Here is a 16,807-nt window from a genome sequence, read left to right as displayed (position 1 = left end):
GCAGGAGGCGCAGGGGATGGTGGCCGAGAGGTCGGACGAGGAGGGGCTCGCCGGCGGCGTCCCGCCTGCAGTGCGCGCGCTGCTCGTCGAGGCGGCGGCAGACGTGCTCGGCTCGCTCGACCCGGTCCTCGTCCCCGTCGCCCTGCACCGGGTCAAGGCCTTCGCGCCCCGCCGGCGCGCGTCGGCCGGTGCGGCGCCGCTGTGGCGTGCCCTGGTCGACGACGCCGGGTTCCGCCACGCCGTCGCCGCCGCCTGGTCTCGCGACCACGAGACCGCGTCGGTCGCGCCGCGGGACGTCCCGGTCACCGACGGCCAGGAACCGCCCGACGACCGCGTCGCGGCAGCACGGGAGGACGCCGCGGCGGGACCCGGCGACGAGGGGACGACCGCTCCTGCGCTCGTCCGTGAGCGCGCCGCCGGCGCCTTCCTGCTGCGCCCGGACGGCTGGGAGACGGCCGTGGAGCGCGCCCGCGCGCTGGACACGACGCTACGGTCCGAACGCTCGGAGCGTGGAGAAGCCGCCCGGCTGCGCCGCGACCGCGACCGGCTGGCCGCGCAGGTCGAGGAGCTGCGGGCGCAGGCGCGGGACGCCGTCGCGCGCGCGGACGCCGCGACGGCGGAGCTCGCGGGCGCGCGCCGCGCCGAGCGACGGCTGCGGGCGGACGCCGACCGGGCGCGGGCCGAGGCCCGGGCGGCCCTCGAGGCGGCGGCGGCCGAGCGTGCGGAGGCGGACGGGGCGCTGCGCGACGCGCGCGAGGAGCGTCGCGCCGCGGGGGTCGAGCTCGCCCGGGCGCGCGCGGAGCGGGACGAGGCGCGTCGGGCGCGCACGTCGTCGGCGGACGTCGCCACGGCACGCGCGCGGCTCCTGCTCGACACGGTGGTCGACGCCGCCGCCGGGCTGCGGCGCGAGCTCGCGCTGGGGCCCGCCACGACGACCCCGGCCGACGACGTCGCCGCGACCCTGCCGGACGCCGCCGCCCGACCGCGGCCCGGGTCGCGCGGGCGCGCGGCGGACGACCCCGCGCTGCTCGGCGACCTCCTGTCCGTCCCGCGCACCCATCTCGTCGTCGACGGCTACAACGTGACCAAGACCGGATTCGGCGAGCTCACGCTCGCCGAGCAGCGCGACCGGCTCCTCAGCGGGCTCCTGCGCGTCGCGGCGGGAGGCACCGAGGTCACGGTGTGCTTCGACGGGGCCGACACCGCCGTCCGCCCCGTGCACGCCCCGCGCGGGGTGCGCGTGCTCTTCTCGTCGGGGGAGATCGCCGACGACCTCATCCGGCGCCTGGTCGCCGCCGAGCCCGCCGGCCGGCCGGTCGTCGTCGTGACGAGCGACCGTGCGGTGTCCGACGACGTGCAGGCGATGGGTGCCGTGTGCGTCCCGGCGCAGGCGCTCCTCGCGCGGCTCGCGCGCCGCTGACGCCCGCACCACGCACGGCCCGCCCCGGCGGTGCCGAGTCGGGCCGTGCGTGGGGTGGACGACGGTGCGCAGACGTCAGCGGACGGGGGCGGGCCCGTCCACGTAGATCGCCTCGACGTCGGCCGCGAAGTCCTTGAGCACCTCGCTGCGCTTCACCTTGAGCGACGGCGTGAGGTAGCCGTTCTCGACCGTGAAGTCGGTGGTGAGCACGGTGAACTTGCGGATGGACTCCGCTCGCGACACGGCCTGGTTGGCGCGCGTCACGGCGGCGTCGAGGGCGGCGAGGACGTCGGGGTCCTTGGCCGCGTCCTCGATCGACATCGGCTCCTTGCCGTGCATGCTCGCCCAGCCCGGCAGCCCCTCGGGGTCGAGCGTGACGAGCGCGCCGATGAACGGCTTCTGGTCGCCGACGACGACGCACTGGGAGACCAGAGCGTGGGCGCGGATGCGGTCCTCGAGGACGGCGGGGGCGACGTTCTTGCCGCCCGCGGTCACGATGATCTCCTTCTTGCGGCCCGTGATGCGCAGGAACCCATCCTCGTCGAGCGAGCCGAGGTCGCCCGTGCGGAACCAGCCGTCGACGAACGCGTCCGCCGTGGCCTGCTCGTTGTTGTGGTAGCCGCGGAAGATGTGGTCGCCCTGGAGCAGGATCTCGCCGTCCTCGGCGATGCGCGCCGCGCAGCCCGGGAGCTGCTCGCCGACGGTCCCGATCTTCGTGGTCGCGGGGCGGTTGACGCTCGTCGGCGCCGTCGACTCGGTGAGCCCGTAGCCCTCGAGGATGCGCACGCCGATGCCGCGGTAGAAGTGCCCCAGCCGCTCGCCGAGCGGCGCGCCGCCGGAGACCGCGTACTTGGCGCGGCCGCCGAGCGCGTGGCGGAGCTTCTTGAACACGAGCGCGTCGGCGACCTTGTGCTGGAGGCGCAGCCCGATGCCGGGGCCGGACGGCTCGTCGAGCGCGCGCGAGTAGGCGATCGCCGTGGCCGCGGCCCAGTGGAAGATCTTCAGCTTGCCGCCCGCGGCGGCCTTCTGCTCGGACGAGTTGTAGACCTTCTCGAACACGCGCGGCACCGAGAGGATGTACGTCGGCTTGAAGGTGCCGAGGTCGTCGAGCAGCGTCTTCGTGTCGGGCGTGTGCCCCAGCACCGTCCCGCCGGCGACGACCAGGACCCCGATGAACCGCGCGAACACGTGCGCAAGGGGCATGAACAGCAGCGTGCGACCGCCCGGCTCGCCGAACACCTCGGGCACCGCCTTCACGGCGTTGACCGTGAGCGAGTAGAAGTTCTGGTGCGTGAGCTCCGCACCCTTGGGGCGCCCGGTCGTGCCCGACGTGTAGATGATCGTGGCGACGTCGGCGAGGTTCGCCAGGCCGCGCCGACGCTCGATCTCGGCGTCCTCCACCGCGGCACCGTCGGCCGTGAGGGTCGCGATCGCGCCGGAGTCGATGGCGAGGACGTCGCCGAGCGCGGGGACCTGGTCGCGCACCTCGCCGACGGTCGCCGCGTGCGCCTCGGTCTCGACGACGAGCAGCCGGACGTCGGCGTCCGACAGGATCCACTGCACCTGCTCGGCGCTCGACGTCTCGTAGAGCGGCACCGGAACGGCGCCGGCCGCCCACGTGGCCCAGTCGAGGAGCGTCCACTCGTAGCGCGTGCGCGACATGATGCCCACGTGGTCGCCCGGCTGGATGCCGCGCGCCACGAGCCCCTTCGCCACGGCGACGACCTCGGCGTCGAACCCGCGGGCGCTGAGGGCCTGCCACGCACCGTCGGCGCCGACGCGGCGCTCGACCATCGGCGCCGCCGGGTCGGCCGCGACGCGGCTCGCGAGCAGGTCGTTGAGGTTCTTCGAGGGATCGACTTCGACGATCCGTGGGGCGCTGATCTCGTCCATTCTGGCTCCAGTGGCAGTAGTCGACGGTGGGAGAACCCTACCCAGTGGCGGTGTGTGCCCGGGACCTGTCGATGTCGGTAGGCTTCAGGTGCTGTGCGCTGCTTGCGCAACGTTTCGCGCGGGCGCGGAGTTCCGGCAGGGACGACCCGGGCGCGGGGTCGTGAGCCGTCGTCGTGCGTCGCCCGTGCGCGGGCAGCACCCGCAGCGTGAGGCTTCCAGCCAGCGGTTAGTCAGCGGTTACCGAGCGAGTGAGGACGGGACATGCACGCCATCGGTGTGGACATCGGCGGGACGAAGATCGCGGCCGGGGTCGTCGACGAGAAGGGCGAGATCCTCGTCCAGACGCGCCGCGACACCGAGCCTGACGACGTCGCGAGCATCGACCGTGCCATCGCCGACGTGTATGCCGAGCTGACCGCCGAGCACGAGGTCGGCGCGATGGGTCTCGCGGCGGCGGGCTTCGTCAGCCCCGACCGCACCTCGGTGCTCTTCGCGCCGAACATCGCGTGGCGCGAGTACCCGCTCGCGCGCAACGTGCGCGAGCTCATCGGGGACACCGACGTCTCGATCGTCGTCGAGAACGACGCGAACGCGGCGGGCTGGGCCGAGTTCCAGTTCGGTGTCGGCCGCGACGCGACGGACATGCTCATGCTGACGGTCGGGACGGGCCTGGGCGGTGCGATCGTGGTCGACCGCGAGCTCGTGCGCGGCAAGTGGGGCGTCGCGGCGGAGGTGGGGCACATGCGCGTCGTCCCGGGCGGGCACTACTGCGGCTGCGGCCACGAGGGCTGCTGGGAGCAGTACGCGTCCGGCCGCGCCCTGGTGCGCGACGGCCAGAACGCGCTCATCGCCCAGCCGGACCGCGCGACGCGCCTCCTGGAGATCTGCGGCGGCGACCCGGACAAGCTCAACGGTCCCCAGATCACCCAGGCCGCGCAGGAGGGCGACGACCTCGCGGTCGAGCTGCTCGCGACCCTCGGCCGCTGGATCGGCGAGGGCGCGGCCTCGGTGACGGCCCTGCTCGACCCGGAGCTCATCGTCATCGGCGGCGGAGTCGGCGCGGCCGGCGACCTGCTGCTCCAGCCCGTGCGCCGCGCGTTCGCCGACCAGCTCTCCGCGCGCGGACACCGTCCCGAGGCGCGCATCGAGCTCGCCGAGCACGGGAACGAGGCCGGCATCGTCGGCGCGGCGGACCTCGCCCGCCGCTGACCGGGCGCCGACGGACGGGCAGCACGACCGGGTACGGGCGGGGCCCGGGCGTCAGACGACGGCGCCCGGGCCCTCGTCGTCGTCGCCACGGCGGTGCGGCATGCGCCAGAGGAGGATCGCGAGCCCGGCGAGGAACGCCCCGCCGCCCACCTGCGCGACGATCACGGGGTACGGGCGCACCACGACGAGCACGACGAGCAGCAGGATCGGCACGCCGACGACGAGCGCCCAGGCCATGGTGAGGAGCGGGTCGCGGCCGAGGACGAGCGGCGGGTCCGGCGGCACGAAGTGGCTCTCGGCCTCCTCGAGGTCCTCGACCTCCGGCGTCGTCGGCCAGTCGCGGGGACCGCTGGTGCGGACCCAGGGCGCGACCGGCACGGACCCGAGCACGTCGCGGCCGTCGCGCGGCGCCGGCCCGTCCGTGCCGTCCCCGTCCTCGGGGCGGCGCGCGGCGTCGCGGTCGAGCTCGGACAGGTCGGCGAGCTCGGCCACGATGCCGGCCCACTGCGCGTCGACGTCGAGCGCCGGCTCGCGCGGCACGTCGTCCTGCCGGGCGCTCTCCTCGTCGGGCTCGGGTCGCTGCGGGTCCCGTGACGCGTCGTCGGGCGTGGGGTCAGGTGCGTCGTCGGGCTGCGGGGAGTCCGGCTGGGCGTTCGGTGCGGCCATAGGAATCACTCTAGAGTCGGATGCACGTCCCGCGCCGGGACCCCGCGAGGAGGAACGTTGTTCTACTGGTTCATGAAGCAGGTGATGGTCGGCCCGATCCTGCGGGTCCTGTACCGTCCCTGGACGCGGGGCGTCGAGCACGTGCCGGACGAGGGCGGTGCGATCCTCGCGAGCAACCACCTCGCGGTCATCGACTCCTTCATCCTGCCGCTCGTCCTCGACCGCAAGGTCCAGTTCCTCGGCAAGTCCGACTACTTCACGGGCACGGGGGTCAAGGGACGCCTGACGGCCGGGTTCATGCGCGGCGTCGGCACGATCCCCGTCGACCGGGCCGGCGGCAAAGCGAGCGAGGCCGCGCTCGAGACCGGGCTGCGCGTCCTGCGCGAGGGCGACCTGTTCGGCATCTACCCCGAGGGCACGCGCAGCCCCGACGGGCGGCTGTACCGCGGCAAGACGGGCGTCGCGCGCCTCGCGCTCGAGTCGGGTGCCCCCGTGGTCCCGGTCGCGATGGTCGGCACGAACATCGCCCAGCCGATCGGGAAGGTCATCCCCAAGCCCATGCGCATCGGGGTCGTCGTCGGCGAGCCCCTCGACTTCTCGCGCTACCGGGGCATGGAGAACGACCGCTTCATCCTGCGCGCCGTCGCGGACGAGATCCAGTACGCGATCATGCGGCTGTCGGGCCAGGAGTACGTCGACATCTACGCCGCGACGGCCAAGGCACGCCTCGCCGCGGGGCACACCGAGTCCGAGGAGGCGGGCGGGGCGCCCGGCGGCCGCCCGGCCCCCGACGTCCAGGTCCCGGAACCGCCGCCGGAGCCCGGCGCGACGTCAGTAGACTGAGCGACGGCCGGTCGCGCAGTGCTCGTGGTGCCCCTCGCGGGGCACGTGCCCGCCGCCGTCGCCGCCACCCCGCCGGACCGCGTCCGTCCGGCGCAGGATCCGTCCTACGAGAGGTTCTGAGTTCACATGTCGGTTCGTCGCGTCGCCCTCCTCACCGCGGGCGGTTTCGCCCCGTGCCTGTCCTCCGCCGTCGGGGGTCTCATCGAGCGGTACACGGAGCTCGACCCGGAGATCGAGATCATCGCCTACCAGTACGGCTACCACGGCCTGCTGACGGGCACGAAGATCGTCGTGGACGAGGAGGGCCGCAAGCAGGCCGGCATCCTGCACCGCTTCGGCGGGTCGCCGATCGGCAACTCGCGCGTCAAGCTGACGAACGCGGCCGACTGCGTCAAGCGCGGCCTGGTCCAGGAGGGTCAGGACCCGCTGCAGGTCGCGGCGGAGCAGCTCAAGACGGACGGCGTCGACGTCCTGCACACCATCGGTGGTGACGACACCAACACGACCGCGGCCGACCTGGCGGCGTACCTGCACGACAACGGCTACGAGCTCACCGTCGTGGGTCTGCCCAAGACGATCGACAACGACGTGATCCCGATCCGTCAGTCGCTCGGCGCCTGGACCGCGGCCGAGGAGGCGGCGGGCTTCGCCGCGAACGTCATCGGCGAGCACCGCTCGGGCCCGCGCATGCTCATCGTGCACGAGGTCATGGGCCGCCACTGCGGGTGGCTCACCGCCGCGTCCGCGGCCGAGTACCGCAAGTGGCTCGACGCGCAGGAGTGGGCCCCGGCCCTCGGCCTGTCACGGGAGCGCTGGGACGTCCACGCCGTCTTCCTGCCGGAGCTCGCGCTCGACATCGACGCCGAGGCCGAGCGCCTCAAGGCGATCATGGACGAGCAGGGCAATGTCAACATCTTCCTGTCCGAGGGCGCCGGCATGCACGAGATCGTCGCGCAGCTCGAGGCGGCCGGCGAGGAGGTCCAGCGCGACCCGTTCGGCCACGTCAAGCTGGACACCGTCAACCCGGGCCAGTGGTTCGCCAAGCAGTTCGCCGACAAGCTGGGCGCCGAGAAGGTCATGGTCCAGAAGTCCGGCTACTTCTCGCGTGCCGCGGCCGCGAACGCCGAGGACCTGCGCCTCATCAAGTCGATGACCGACCTCGCGGTCGAGTGCGCGCTGCGCGGCGAGTCGGGCGTCATCGGGCACGACGAGGAGAACGGCGACCGCCTGCGTGCGATCGAGTTCCCGCGCATCGCCGGCGGCAAGGCGTTCGACGTCACGCAGCAGTGGTTCGGCGAGCTGCTCGAGGGCATCGGCCAGCCGCTCGTCGCCGCGGCCCCCGCCGCGCACTGATCCGGGCAGCGGGATGACCACCACGAGCGAGCCGGGGACCGACGCCGGGCTCGACCACTTCCGCACGCTCGTCGCGCTCCAGCAGCCGACGTGGCCGGACGAGGCGGCGCTCGACGCCGTCCGGGACCGGCTGGCGGCCTCCGCGCCGCTCGTGGTGCCCGCCGCGGCCGACACGCTGCGCTCCCGCCTGGCCGCGGCCGGGCGGGGCGAGGCGTTCCTCCTGCAGGGGGGCGACTGCGCCGAGACGTTCGCCGAGGCGAACGCCGACCGGATCCGCAACAAGATCCGCACCATCCTCCAGATGGCGGTCATCCTCACGCACGGGGCGAGCATGCCCGTCGTGAAGATGGGCCGGATGGCCGGGCAGTACGCGAAGCCGCGCAGCTCCGACGCGGAGACGCGCGACGGCGTGACGCTGCCCGCGTACCGCGGCGACATGATCAACGGGCACGCGTTCACGCCCGAGGCGCGCGTGCCCGACCCCGAGCGCCTCGTCCAGGCGTACCAGATCTCGTCGGCGACCTGGAACGTCGTGCGGGCGTTCACGACCGGCGGGTTCGCCGACCTGCGCCAGGTCCACGAGTGGAACCGCGGCTTCATGCGCAACCCGGCGTACGCGCGCTACGAGCAGACGGCGTCGGAGATCGACCGCGCCATCCGTTTCATGGACGCGTGCGGCGCCGACTTCGACGCCCTGCGCACGGTCGAGTTCTTCGTCAGCCACGAGGCGCTCGTGCTGGACTACGAGCGCGCGCTCACGCGCCGCGACACGCGCACGGGCGACGCGTACGACACGTCGGCCCACTTCCTGTGGATCGGCGAGCGCACGCGCCAGCTCGACGGCGCGCACGTCGACTTCCTGTCGCGCGTCGCCAACCCGATCGGCGTCAAGCTCGGGCCGACCACGACGCCCGAGGTCGCGCTCGAGCTCGCGCGCCGGCTCAACCCGGACGACGTCGAGGGCCGTCTGACGTTCGTCACGCGCATGGGCGCGGGGAACGTGCGCGACGCGCTGCCGCCGCTCGTCGAGGCCGTCTCCCGCGCGGGCGTGCCCGTCACGTGGGTCACCGACCCGATGCACGGGAACACCATCACGTCCGCGAGCGGGTACAAGACGCGCCGCTTCGACGACGTGCTCGACGAGGTCCGCGGGTTCTTCGAGGTGCACCGCGCGGCGGGCACCGTCCCGGGCGGCCTGCACGTCGAGCTCACGGGCGACGACGTGACCGAGGTGCTCGGGGGCAGCGAGGAGATCGACGACGCCGGCCTGGCCCTGCGCTACGAGACTCTCGTCGACCCGCGCCTCAACCACCAGCAGTCGCTGGAGATGGCGTTCCAGGTCGCGGAGATGCTCCGCCGCTGAAGGGCACGGCGTTCCCGCCACATGCTCGGGTGTCGGTGTCAGAAGACGTTGATGACGATCGTCGAGCCCTTCGGGGCGGTGCGGCCGTCGCCGCCCGGGGGGTCCTGGGCGTAGACGATGTTGAGCGGGCTGATGCCCTGCGGGTGCCGGACCTCGACCGTGAACCCCGCGTCGGTGAGCGCCTTCTCGGCGGCCTTGACGTTCATCGAGTAGGTGTTGGGCACCTCGACGAGCGGGGGACCGAGCGACACCACGACGTTCACCGTGTCCGTCCGGTGCGCGTCGGTACCCTGCTCGGGGTCCTGGCGGATGACGAGGCCCGCGGCGACGGACTCGGAGTACTCCTCGGTCACCGCGGCGACGAGGCCCTGGTCCTCCAGCGCCTGGACCGCGGTGTCCTTCGGGGAGCCCGTGACCTGCGGGACGACGACGGGCGCCGGGCCGGAGGAGACCGTGAGCACGACGGGGACGTCGTGCCGGATCGTGGCGCCCTCCTCGATCGGGTTGCCGTCGGCGTCCGTGACGGCCATGACCTGGCCCGCGGGGATCTCGTCGTGCGCCTGCGCGACGGGCTCGCCGACCGTCAGGTCGGCGCCCTCGAGCGCGGACGTGGCCTCCACCTGCGTGGCGCCCACGAGACCGGTCGGCACCGTGAGCATCCGCACGCCCTGCGAGACGACGAGCTGGACGCTCCCGTCCTTGCGCACCGGCTCGCCGGACGGAGGGTCGGTCTCGACGACGGCCCCCTCGGGCACGGCGTCGTCGTAGCGCTCCTCCACCGTGTGGTCGAGGCCCGCGCCGTCGAGGATCGCTGCGGCCTCGGCCCGGGACACCTCGACGAGGCCGTCCGGGACCTGCGTGTACGCGCCCGGCCCGGACGAGAACCACCAGGCCGCGCCGCCGCCTACCCCGGCCAGGACCAGCAGGACGACGAGCGACCACACGACCGCCCGGCCCCGCCCGCGGCGTCGGGCCGTGACCGGGGGAGCAGGAGGTGGCGGCGGGCCAGGCCGCGTGGTCGGGGCGACGACGTGCCCCACGGCGAGCGGCTCCGTGAGGCCGGCGGCCTCGCGGTCCTGCAGGCTGAGCGCGGCGAGGGGTGCGGTCGCCGCGGAACGGTGCATCGCCGTCGGGCCGGGCGCGGCGCCCTCCGACGGGGGGCCGTCAGAGGCCTCGGGTGGGTCGACGCGCCGCTCGAGGTCGGCAGGGTCGAGCGCCCCGCGGACCGAGCGCACGAGCGCGAGCGCGGCGCCCGCGTCGGCCGGGCGGTCGGCGGGATCGCGCGCGGCGAGCGCGCACAGCAGGTCGTCGACCTCCGGCGGGATCCACGGGGCGACGTCCGAGGGCGGCGGCACGTCGTTGTTGACGTGCTGGAAGGCGACCTGGATGGGAGTCGTGCCGGTGTGCGGGACCGTGCCCAGCAGCATCTCGTAGGCGAGGATCCCCACGGCGTAGACGTCGGTCCGCGCGTCGCAGGAGCCCGTCGCGATGAGCTCGGGGGAGAGGTAGGCGACAGTCCCGAGGATGGTGCCGGTCGTCGTCGCCGTGACCTCGTTGACCGCGCGCGCGAGCCCGAAGTCGGTGACCTTGAGCCGACCCTCGGTGTCGACGAGCACGTTCTCCGGCTTGATGTCGCGGTGCACGAGCCCGGCGCGGTGGGCGGCGGCGAGCGCGTCGAGGACGTCCTCGAGCACGTCGAGCGTGCGGCCGAGCGAGAGCGTGCGCTCCGTGAGCATCGCGCGGCGCAGGTTCGAGCCCGCCACGTACTCCATCGTGAGGTAGCTCGTGTCGCCGTCGAGCCCCTGGTCGTACACGGCGACGAGGCCGGGGTGCGTGAGGCGGGCCGCCGCGCGCGCCTCGCGACGGAAGCGTGAGACGAAGTCCGCGCCGGAGGCGCCCTCGGCGAGGTGGGCGTGCATGACCTTGAGCGCGACCTCGCGCTCGAGCCTCCGGTCGACGGCCAGGTACACCGTCGCCATGCCGCCTCGCGCGATGCGCGAGACGACCTCGTACCGCCCGTCGACCAGGCGGCCGACGAGGGGATCGGTCGTCACGGTGGCCACGGGGAGAGTCTAGGTGGCCGGGCGTCGCGATCCGGTGAGCCCGGCGCGCACGGCGTGGGAGTCGTGTGGAGGCACGCCGTAGGCTTGCCCGGTGACCGACCGCGACCCCAGCCCCCGCCCGACCCTCGACGACCTGGTCGGCGAGTGGCTGACCCTCCCCGACGTCGCCGAGGCGCTCGGCACCGACGTCGGCAAGGTGCGCCGCATCGTGCAGGAGCGCCGCGTCGTCGGCGTGAAGCGCGGCGAGCGCACGACGTTCCAGATCCCGGCCCGCTTCCTCGTGCCGCTGCACCTCGTCGACCCGGCGAACGCCGGCCGCCCGGACGAGAGCGGCCGCGTGGGCGTCCTGTCGAGCCTGCAGGGCACGATCGTCGTGCTCACCGACGTCGGCTTCGACGACGCCGAGATCCTCGAGTGGCTGTTCGCGCCGCACGCCGAGCTGGGCGAGGCCCCGTTCGACACGCTCCTGAGCGGCCACAAGGCGCGCGTGCGCCGCGTCGCGCAGTCCGAGCTCTGACCCGGACCCGAGACGGCCGCGTCAGGCGGTGCGCTCGACGGCGGCCCGCGCGAGCAGCCCGAGCATCGCGGCCCCGGGCTCCGCGAGCCCGGCACCCGCGAGGGCCGAGGACGCGCGCTCGGTGAGCTCGGCGATGAGGGACTCCACGGCGTCGCGCGCTCCCGTCTCGACGAGCACGGCGCGCAGGTCCTCGACCGTGCGCGTGTCGAGGTCCGGGTCGCCCAGGTGCGTGAGCAGGAGGTCGCGCTGCGCGGGTGTCGCCGCGGCGAGCGCACGCACGACGAGCACCGTGCGCTTGCCCTCGCGCAGGTCGTCGCCCGCGGGCTTGCCCGTCACGCGCGCGTCACCGAACACGCCGAGCACGTCGTCGCGGAGCTGGAACGCCTCGCCCACGGGCAGCCCGAACGCGCTCGTCGCGGCGATCGCAGCGTCGTCGGCCCCGGCGAGCGCCGCGCCGAGCGCGATGGGGTGCTCGACGCTGTAGCGCGCGGACTTCGACCGGATCACGGCCCGCGCGCGCTCCTCGTCGGTCGCGGGGTCGTCGCCCCACGGCAGCACCTGCGCCTGCACGTCGAGGTACTGGCCCACGATCACCTCGGTCTGCATGCGGCCGAAGACGACGCGTGACCGCGTCGCGACGTCCGCGGGGAGGGCGTCGAGGGCGTCGCCCAGCTCGCGGTGGCTCGCGATGAGCGCGAGGTCGCCGAGCAGGATCGCCGTGTTCTCGCCGTAGCGGTCGGCGTCGCCCGACCAGCCGAGGTCGCGGTGCCGCGCCCCGAACGCGCGGTGCGCCGTCGGGTGCCCGCGCCGCGTGTCGGAGGCGTCCATGACGTCGTCGTGGAAGAGCGCCGCGGCCTGGAACAGCTCGAGCGCCGCGCCCGCGCGGAGCACGACGTCGCGGTGCGGGCCGTCCGGGTCGCCGCCGTGCGCGCGCCAGGACCAGTAGCAGAAGGCGGCGCGCAGGCGCTTGCCTCCGGCGAGCAGCTCGTCCGTCGCGTCGGCGAGCGGGTCGGCGTCGGGGTGCGTGGAGGAGAGCTCGTCGCGCAGCGCCGCGGTCGAGACGTGCAGGGCCTCGTCGACGCCGGCGCGCACGCCCTCCCGGTCGACGAGCGTGCTCGGGCTCGGGTCGGCGACGCCCGAGGGCGTCCCCGGGCCAGGAGGCGGGGGCGTGGTCGGCAGCGACGGGTTCGGCACGGGGGCAGCCTATGCGGTACGGCACCGCGGAGGCGTCGTCCCACGGTCGGACCCGTCAGCCGGCCGCGACCTGCCCGCTGATCGTCACCAGGCGCTCGGTCTCGTCGTCGAACACGCCGACGGCCAGCGACTCGGTGGGGGACTCGGGGGCGGGCGTCCGGACGAACGTCGTGAGGGAGGTGAGCGCGCTCGGGACGCTCGAGGGCGACACCGCGAACCCGGCCGCGCCGAGCGCGTCGGTGTAGTAGGCGGTGAGGGCGTCGACGGGCTCGTCCGAGCGCAGGTTGAGGGTGACGTCGACCAGCGTGCCGTCGTCCGACGGCCGGGCCGAGCTCGCGAGCACCTGGGCGCCCGGGGGGACCGTGACGAGCTGCGCCGGGAAGCCCTCCACGAGGTCGCCGACCGCCGAGGCCGCGTCGTAGTCGGGCAGCGGCGTCCCCGGGGCGCCGGACGCGTCCTGGGCGGGGGGCTCCTGCGCGTCGCGGGGTCCGGCGGCGCCCAGGACGTCGTCCGGGCCGGCCTGGCAGCCCGCGAGCGTCGTGCCGAGCAGCGCCACGACGAGGACGACGGCGGCCCGACGGGCGGACAGGGCCGCTCGCCGCGCGCGGGCTCGGGTTCGTGGTGGCACGCGCACACCGTAGTCATCGGGGCGCTCGCGGGCCACCACCGGCCCCAGAGGTGAACCACAGGGGCGTCCCGTTCCGGCGCCGGACTCGGCGTGTCCACAGGCACCCGACCGCTCTCCCCGCGAGACCGCGGGACGGGCTGGGATGGGCTCATGACCACCCTGATCCGGGCCCAGGGCCCGCGCGAGCTCCTCTCCTACGTCCCCTACCGGCTCGGCTACCGGCCGCACGACAGCGTCGTCCTCGTCGGGCTGCGACCGCCGCGCGGGCGGGTCGGCCTCGTCGTCCGTGTCGACGTGGCGGACGTCGCCGACCTCGAGCACGGTCCCCAGCTCGCGCGCTCCGTGGTCGGGCACCTCGCCGCCGACGGCGCGCAGCGGGTCGTCCTCGTCGTCTACACGGACGCGCCGCTGCGGTCCGGCGGCGTGGAGGCCTCCGTCGCGAGGGCGGCCGTCGAGCACTGCCGGGAGGCCGTCGAGCCGCACCACGGTCCGGTGGACGTCTGGGTCGTGGCGTCGAGCGGCTGGTACGCGCTCGACTGCGCCGAGGACGAGTGCTGCCCACCGGGCGGGCGCCCCCTGCGCGAGCTCGAGTCGAGCGAGGTGGGCGCCCACATGGTCCTCGCCGGGGCGGCGCTCGCGGACTCGCGGGAGGAGGCGCTGCGGATCCCGCGCGCGGGCGCCGACGGGCGGCGGCGTGCGGCGCGCGCCGCACGGCGGGTGCGGGACCGCGCCCGCGCGGGCGGTCCTCTCGACACCTGGGCGGATCCGGACGCCACCGCCGTGGGTCGCCGCGTCGAGAGCCTGGCCGAGTGGCGCGCGGCGGTCGCCCGCGCGGCGGTGCACGAGCGTGAGCGCGCGGCGGGCGAGGGCCCGGGCGCGGGGAACGCGGCGGGGCTGCCTCCCGCCACGGTCCTCGGCCGGCTCGCGGCCGGGCTCGAGGCGGTCCCGGTGCGCGACGCCGTGCTCGTCTCGCTCGTGCCCGGGACGGGTGACCTCGCCGACCGCACGGTCCGTGGCGGGGACGTCGACGCCGGGACGGCGCACGCGATCGCGTCGATCGTCGACCCGGCGGCCGGGCTGGCGCCCGACCCGGCCGTCACGGGGCCGGCCCGCTCCGTGCTCGAGGCGGTCGTGGCCCACGCGCCGCGCGGGAGCACCGCCCCGGCGCTCACGCTCCTCGCGCTCCTCGCCTGGTGGCACGGTGACGGTGGGCGGGCGGGGCGCCGGCTCGACGAGGCGCTCGCGGAGGACCCGACGTACCGGCTCGCCCTCCTGCTGTCGAGCGCGCTCGACGCCGGGGTGCCGCCCGGCTGGATCCGCGCCGACGTGTGAGCCGCGGGGCGCGGGTTCGGGTAGGTTCGACCGCAACACGACCGGCGGTCGCCGCCAGCGGCAGGCCGCGCCCACGAGCCGTTCCCGGAGGACACATGAGCGTCGTCGTCGCGCACCTGAGCACGCCCGAGGGTCGCGAGGCTCTCGACAGCGCGGCCACCGAGGCGGTCCGGCGCGGTACCGAGCTCGTGGTCGTGGTCACGGAGGGCTCGACAGCGACGCCCGAGCTCGCCGCCGCGCACGAGGACGACCTGCTCCGGGTCGAGGAGCGGCTCGCGGGCACGGGGACGACGCTGCGGCGCGAGCAGGGGACGTCCGACCTCGCCGACGACCTCGTGAGCGCGGCCGAGCGCGCCTCGGCGGACCTCATCGTCATCGGCCTGCGGCGCCGCAGCCCGGTCGGCAAGCTCATCCTCGGGTCGAACGCGCAGCGCATCCTGCTCGACGCGCCCTGCCCGGTCCTGGCCGTCAAGCCCGAGCGCCCCGCGGGGGCGTGAGCAGGGAATCTTCGCGGGTGCCCGGCCGTTGTACAGGCCAGGACCCGGGTGTCGGACGTCGCCGAGACGTGGTGGGCGGGGCCGCCGAGCGGCGGTCAGGTCCGAGCTCACCCCGTGTCGCGGCGTCCGGTGCACGGATCGCCGGTACAATATAGGTATCCGCTAGAGCCCGACGACTCACCGTGAGAGTCCACGAGAAGCCCGAACTTCACGGTTCACGTCCCCGCTCCGGCGGCCCTACCGCCCCCCATGATTGCCGAAAGGTCGGTTTGTGGCGCCCTCAACCCCGATTTCCGCACTCCCGCGAGAGTTCGAGCACCCCGCCCTGCAGGAGCTCCTGCGGCGCGGCAGCGCGAACGGTCGCGTCGACGCCGAGAGCTTCCGCACCGCGTGCGAGCAGGCCGCCGTCAACGACGCCAAGCGGCTGAAGGCGGTCTTCCGCGCGCTCGCGGGCGCCGGCGTCGAGGTCGACATCCCGACCACGACGAAGGTCGCCGCCGCGGCGTCGCCGCGCAGCACCACGACGGCGCGCACCAAGACCGCCGCGACGAAGTCGACGTCGTCGACGACGCGGCGCACGACGGCCGCCACCACGGCCGCCGAGGGTGACGCGGCCGAGGCCGCGCCGTCCGGCGGCCCGGCGAAGCCCGCCCGCAAGACCGCCGCCAAGGCTCCGGCCAAGGCGAAGGCGACGCCCGCCCGCGCCAAGAAGAAGGACGACGGCGAGGACGACGCCGAGGTCGAGGACCTCGAGATCGACGTGACCGAGGACGAGGAGGCCGCGGACTCGGGCGCGAAGAAGCCCGCCGCGGGTGCCGCGTCCGAGGAGCCCGAGGAGACGGGCTTCGTCGTGTCGGACGCCGACGAGGACGACGCGCCGGTCCAGCAGGTCGTGACCGCGGGTGCGACCGCGGACCCGGTCAAGGACTACCTCAAGCAGATCGGCAAGGTCGCGCTGCTGAACGCGGAGCAGGAGGTCGAGCTCGCCAAGCGGATCGAGGCCGGCCTGTTCGCGGAGGAGAAGCTCGCGGCCGAGGGCGACGACCTGGACCGCAAGCTCAAGCGCGAGCTGCAGTGGATCGCGCACGACGGCAAGCGGGCGAAGAACCACCTGCTCGAGGCGAACCTGCGTCTCGTGGTGTCGCTGGCCAAGCGGTACACGGGCCGCGGGATGCTGTTCCTGGACCTGATCCAGGAGGGGAACCTCGGCCTGATCCGTGCGGTCGAGAAGTTCGACTACACCAAGGGCTACAAGTTCTCGACGTACGCGACGTGGTGGATCCGCCAGGCGATCACGCGCGCGATGGCGGACCAGGCGCGCACCATCCGCATCCCGGTGCACATGGTCGAGGTCATCAACAAGCTCGCGCGCGTGCAGCGTCAGATGCTGCAGGACCTGGGCCGCGAGCCCACGCCCGAGGAGCTCGCCAAGGAGCTCGACATGACCCCCGAGAAGGTCGTCGAGGTCCAGAAGTACGGCCGCGAGCCCATCTCGCTGCACACGCCCCTCGGCGAGGACGGCGACAGCGAGTTCGGCGACCTCATCGAGGACTCCGAGGCGATCGTCCCGGCCGACGCGGTGAGCTTCACGCTCCTGCAGGAGCAGCTCCACCAGGTGCTCGACACCCTCAGCGAGCGCGAGGCGGGCGTCGTCTCGATGCGGTTCGGCCTGTCCGACGGGCAGCCCAAGACGCTCGACGAGATCGGCAAGGTCTACGGCGTGACGCGCGAGCGCATCCGCCAGATCGAGTCGAAGACGATGTCGAAGCTGCGGCACCCGAGCCGCTCGCAGGTCCTGCGCGACTACCTCGACTGACGCCCCGCCGTCG

14 protein-coding genes are annotated in these 16,807 nt (G+C 74.5%); 9 read left to right on the top strand and 5 right to left on the bottom strand.

The window, feature by feature from the left end; all coding sequences use genetic code 11:
- The first annotated feature begins 16 nt into the window (after positions 1-16).
- A complete protein-coding gene (locus JOE63_RS13865; RefSeq protein ID WP_204542178.1) occupies positions 17-1,420 on the top strand; it encodes an NYN domain-containing protein in 1,404 nt (467 codons plus the stop codon).
- Positions 1,421-1,495: 75 nt separating this feature from the next.
- Here JOE63_RS13865 and JOE63_RS13860 read toward each other — a convergent pair whose 3' ends face one another.
- A complete protein-coding gene (locus tag JOE63_RS13860; RefSeq protein WP_087472310.1) occupies positions 1,496-3,313 on the bottom strand; it encodes an AMP-dependent synthetase/ligase in 1,818 nt (605 codons plus the stop codon).
- A 261-nt stretch (positions 3,314-3,574) separates the two neighbouring features.
- Between JOE63_RS13860 and JOE63_RS13855 the strand changes: the two genes are divergently transcribed.
- Positions 3,575-4,522, top strand: coding sequence for an ROK family glucokinase (locus JOE63_RS13855; protein WP_087472309.1), 948 nt, complete (start codon positions 3,575-3,577; stop codon positions 4,520-4,522).
- 51 nt (positions 4,523-4,573) lie between these two features.
- Here JOE63_RS13855 and JOE63_RS13850 read toward each other — a convergent pair whose 3' ends face one another.
- Positions 4,574-5,188 (bottom strand): hypothetical protein, encoded by a 615-nt coding sequence (locus JOE63_RS13850; protein WP_087472308.1) that lies wholly within the window; start codon positions 5,186-5,188, stop codon positions 4,574-4,576.
- Between the two features lie 57 nt (positions 5,189-5,245).
- Between JOE63_RS13850 and JOE63_RS13845 the strand changes: the two genes are divergently transcribed.
- The 3 genes from JOE63_RS13845 (at position 5,246) to JOE63_RS13835 (ending at position 8,747) form a co-directional block, all read left to right on the top strand.
- The gene (locus tag JOE63_RS13845) at positions 5,246-6,031 is read left to right on the top strand and encodes a lysophospholipid acyltransferase family protein (RefSeq protein ID WP_239576702.1); all 786 of its coding nucleotides are present in this window, start codon (positions 5,246-5,248) and stop codon (positions 6,029-6,031) included.
- 126 nt (positions 6,032-6,157) lie between these two features.
- Positions 6,158-7,384: a pyrophosphate--fructose-6-phosphate 1-phosphotransferase gene (locus JOE63_RS13840; protein ID WP_087472307.1), complete on the top strand. Its 1,227-nt coding sequence runs from the start codon at positions 6,158-6,160 to the stop codon at positions 7,382-7,384.
- A gap of 13 nt (positions 7,385-7,397) precedes the next feature.
- Entirely contained in the window at positions 7,398-8,747 is a 1,350-nt protein-coding gene (locus tag JOE63_RS13835; protein WP_204542177.1) for a class II 3-deoxy-7-phosphoheptulonate synthase, read from the top strand.
- Between the two features lie 38 nt (positions 8,748-8,785).
- On the opposite strand, the gene pknB is transcribed toward JOE63_RS13835, so the two are convergent.
- The gene (gene pknB, locus JOE63_RS13830; RefSeq protein ID WP_204542175.1) at positions 8,786-10,810 is read right to left on the bottom strand and encodes a Stk1 family PASTA domain-containing Ser/Thr kinase; all 2,025 of its coding nucleotides are present in this window, start codon (positions 10,808-10,810) and stop codon (positions 8,786-8,788) included.
- A gap of 91 nt (positions 10,811-10,901) precedes the next feature.
- Between pknB and JOE63_RS13825 the strand changes: the two genes are divergently transcribed.
- On the top strand, positions 10,902-11,327 hold the full coding sequence (locus JOE63_RS13825; protein ID WP_087472304.1) for an Rv2175c family DNA-binding protein: 426 nt from the start codon (positions 10,902-10,904) through the stop codon (positions 11,325-11,327).
- Positions 11,328-11,348: 21 nt separating this feature from the next.
- Here JOE63_RS13825 and JOE63_RS13820 read toward each other — a convergent pair whose 3' ends face one another.
- Together JOE63_RS13820 and JOE63_RS13815 are read right to left on the bottom strand one after the other, a co-directional pair.
- Positions 11,349-12,521 (bottom strand): polyprenyl synthetase family protein, encoded by a 1,173-nt coding sequence (locus tag JOE63_RS13820; protein WP_307840106.1) that lies wholly within the window; start codon positions 12,519-12,521, stop codon positions 11,349-11,351.
- A gap of 55 nt (positions 12,522-12,576) precedes the next feature.
- A complete protein-coding gene (locus JOE63_RS13815; protein ID WP_157759648.1) occupies positions 12,577-13,149 on the bottom strand; it encodes a hypothetical protein in 573 nt (190 codons plus the stop codon).
- Positions 13,150-13,299: 150 nt separating this feature from the next.
- On the opposite strand from JOE63_RS13815, the gene JOE63_RS13810 reads away from it, so the two are divergent.
- The 3 genes from JOE63_RS13810 (at position 13,300) to JOE63_RS13800 (ending at position 16,794) form a co-directional block, all read left to right on the top strand.
- Positions 13,300-14,481 carry a DUF4192 family protein gene (locus JOE63_RS13810; protein WP_204542173.1) on the top strand — a complete coding sequence of 394 codons (1,182 nt, stop codon included), beginning with the start codon at positions 13,300-13,302 and terminating at the stop codon, positions 14,479-14,481.
- A 95-nt stretch (positions 14,482-14,576) separates the two neighbouring features.
- Entirely contained in the window at positions 14,577-14,978 is a 402-nt protein-coding gene (locus tag JOE63_RS13805; protein ID WP_204542171.1) for a universal stress protein, read from the top strand.
- Positions 14,979-15,249: 271 nt separating this feature from the next.
- Positions 15,250-16,794, top strand: coding sequence for an RNA polymerase sigma factor (locus JOE63_RS13800; RefSeq protein ID WP_204542170.1), 1,545 nt, complete (start codon positions 15,250-15,252; stop codon positions 16,792-16,794).
- Positions 16,795-16,807: the final 13 nt, after the last annotated feature.

This window comes from Cellulosimicrobium cellulans, assembly GCF_016907755.1.
GTDB lineage: Bacteria > Actinomycetota > Actinomycetes > Actinomycetales > Cellulomonadaceae > Cellulosimicrobium > Cellulosimicrobium cellulans_D.
Note: the sequence above shows the minus strand (reverse complement) of the source record. Positions and strands in the feature narration are given on the sequence as shown.

Bases quoted from the DNA above. Each gene is read 5' to 3' on its own strand.
- JOE63_RS13840 (WP_087472307.1), top strand. From the start codon at position 6,158: ATGTCGGTTCGTCGCGTCGCCCTCCTCACCGCGGGCGGTTTCGCCCCG.
- JOE63_RS13835 (WP_204542177.1), top strand. From the start codon at position 7,398: ATGACCACCACGAGCGAGCCGGGGACCGACGCCGGGCTCGACCACTTC.
- JOE63_RS13865 (WP_204542178.1), top strand. From the start codon at position 17: ATGGTGGCCGAGAGGTCGGACGAGGAGGGGCTCGCCGGCGGCGTCCCG.
- JOE63_RS13860 (WP_087472310.1), bottom strand. From the start codon at position 3,313: ATGGACGAGATCAGCGCCCCACGGATCGTCGAAGTCGATCCCTCGAAG.
- JOE63_RS13855 (WP_087472309.1), top strand. From the start codon at position 3,575: ATGCACGCCATCGGTGTGGACATCGGCGGGACGAAGATCGCGGCCGGG.
- JOE63_RS13850 (WP_087472308.1), bottom strand. From the start codon at position 5,188: ATGGCCGCACCGAACGCCCAGCCGGACTCCCCGCAGCCCGACGACGCA.
- JOE63_RS13805 (WP_204542171.1), top strand. From the start codon at position 14,577: ATGAGCGTCGTCGTCGCGCACCTGAGCACGCCCGAGGGTCGCGAGGCT.
- JOE63_RS13810 (WP_204542173.1), top strand. From the start codon at position 13,300: ATGACCACCCTGATCCGGGCCCAGGGCCCGCGCGAGCTCCTCTCCTAC.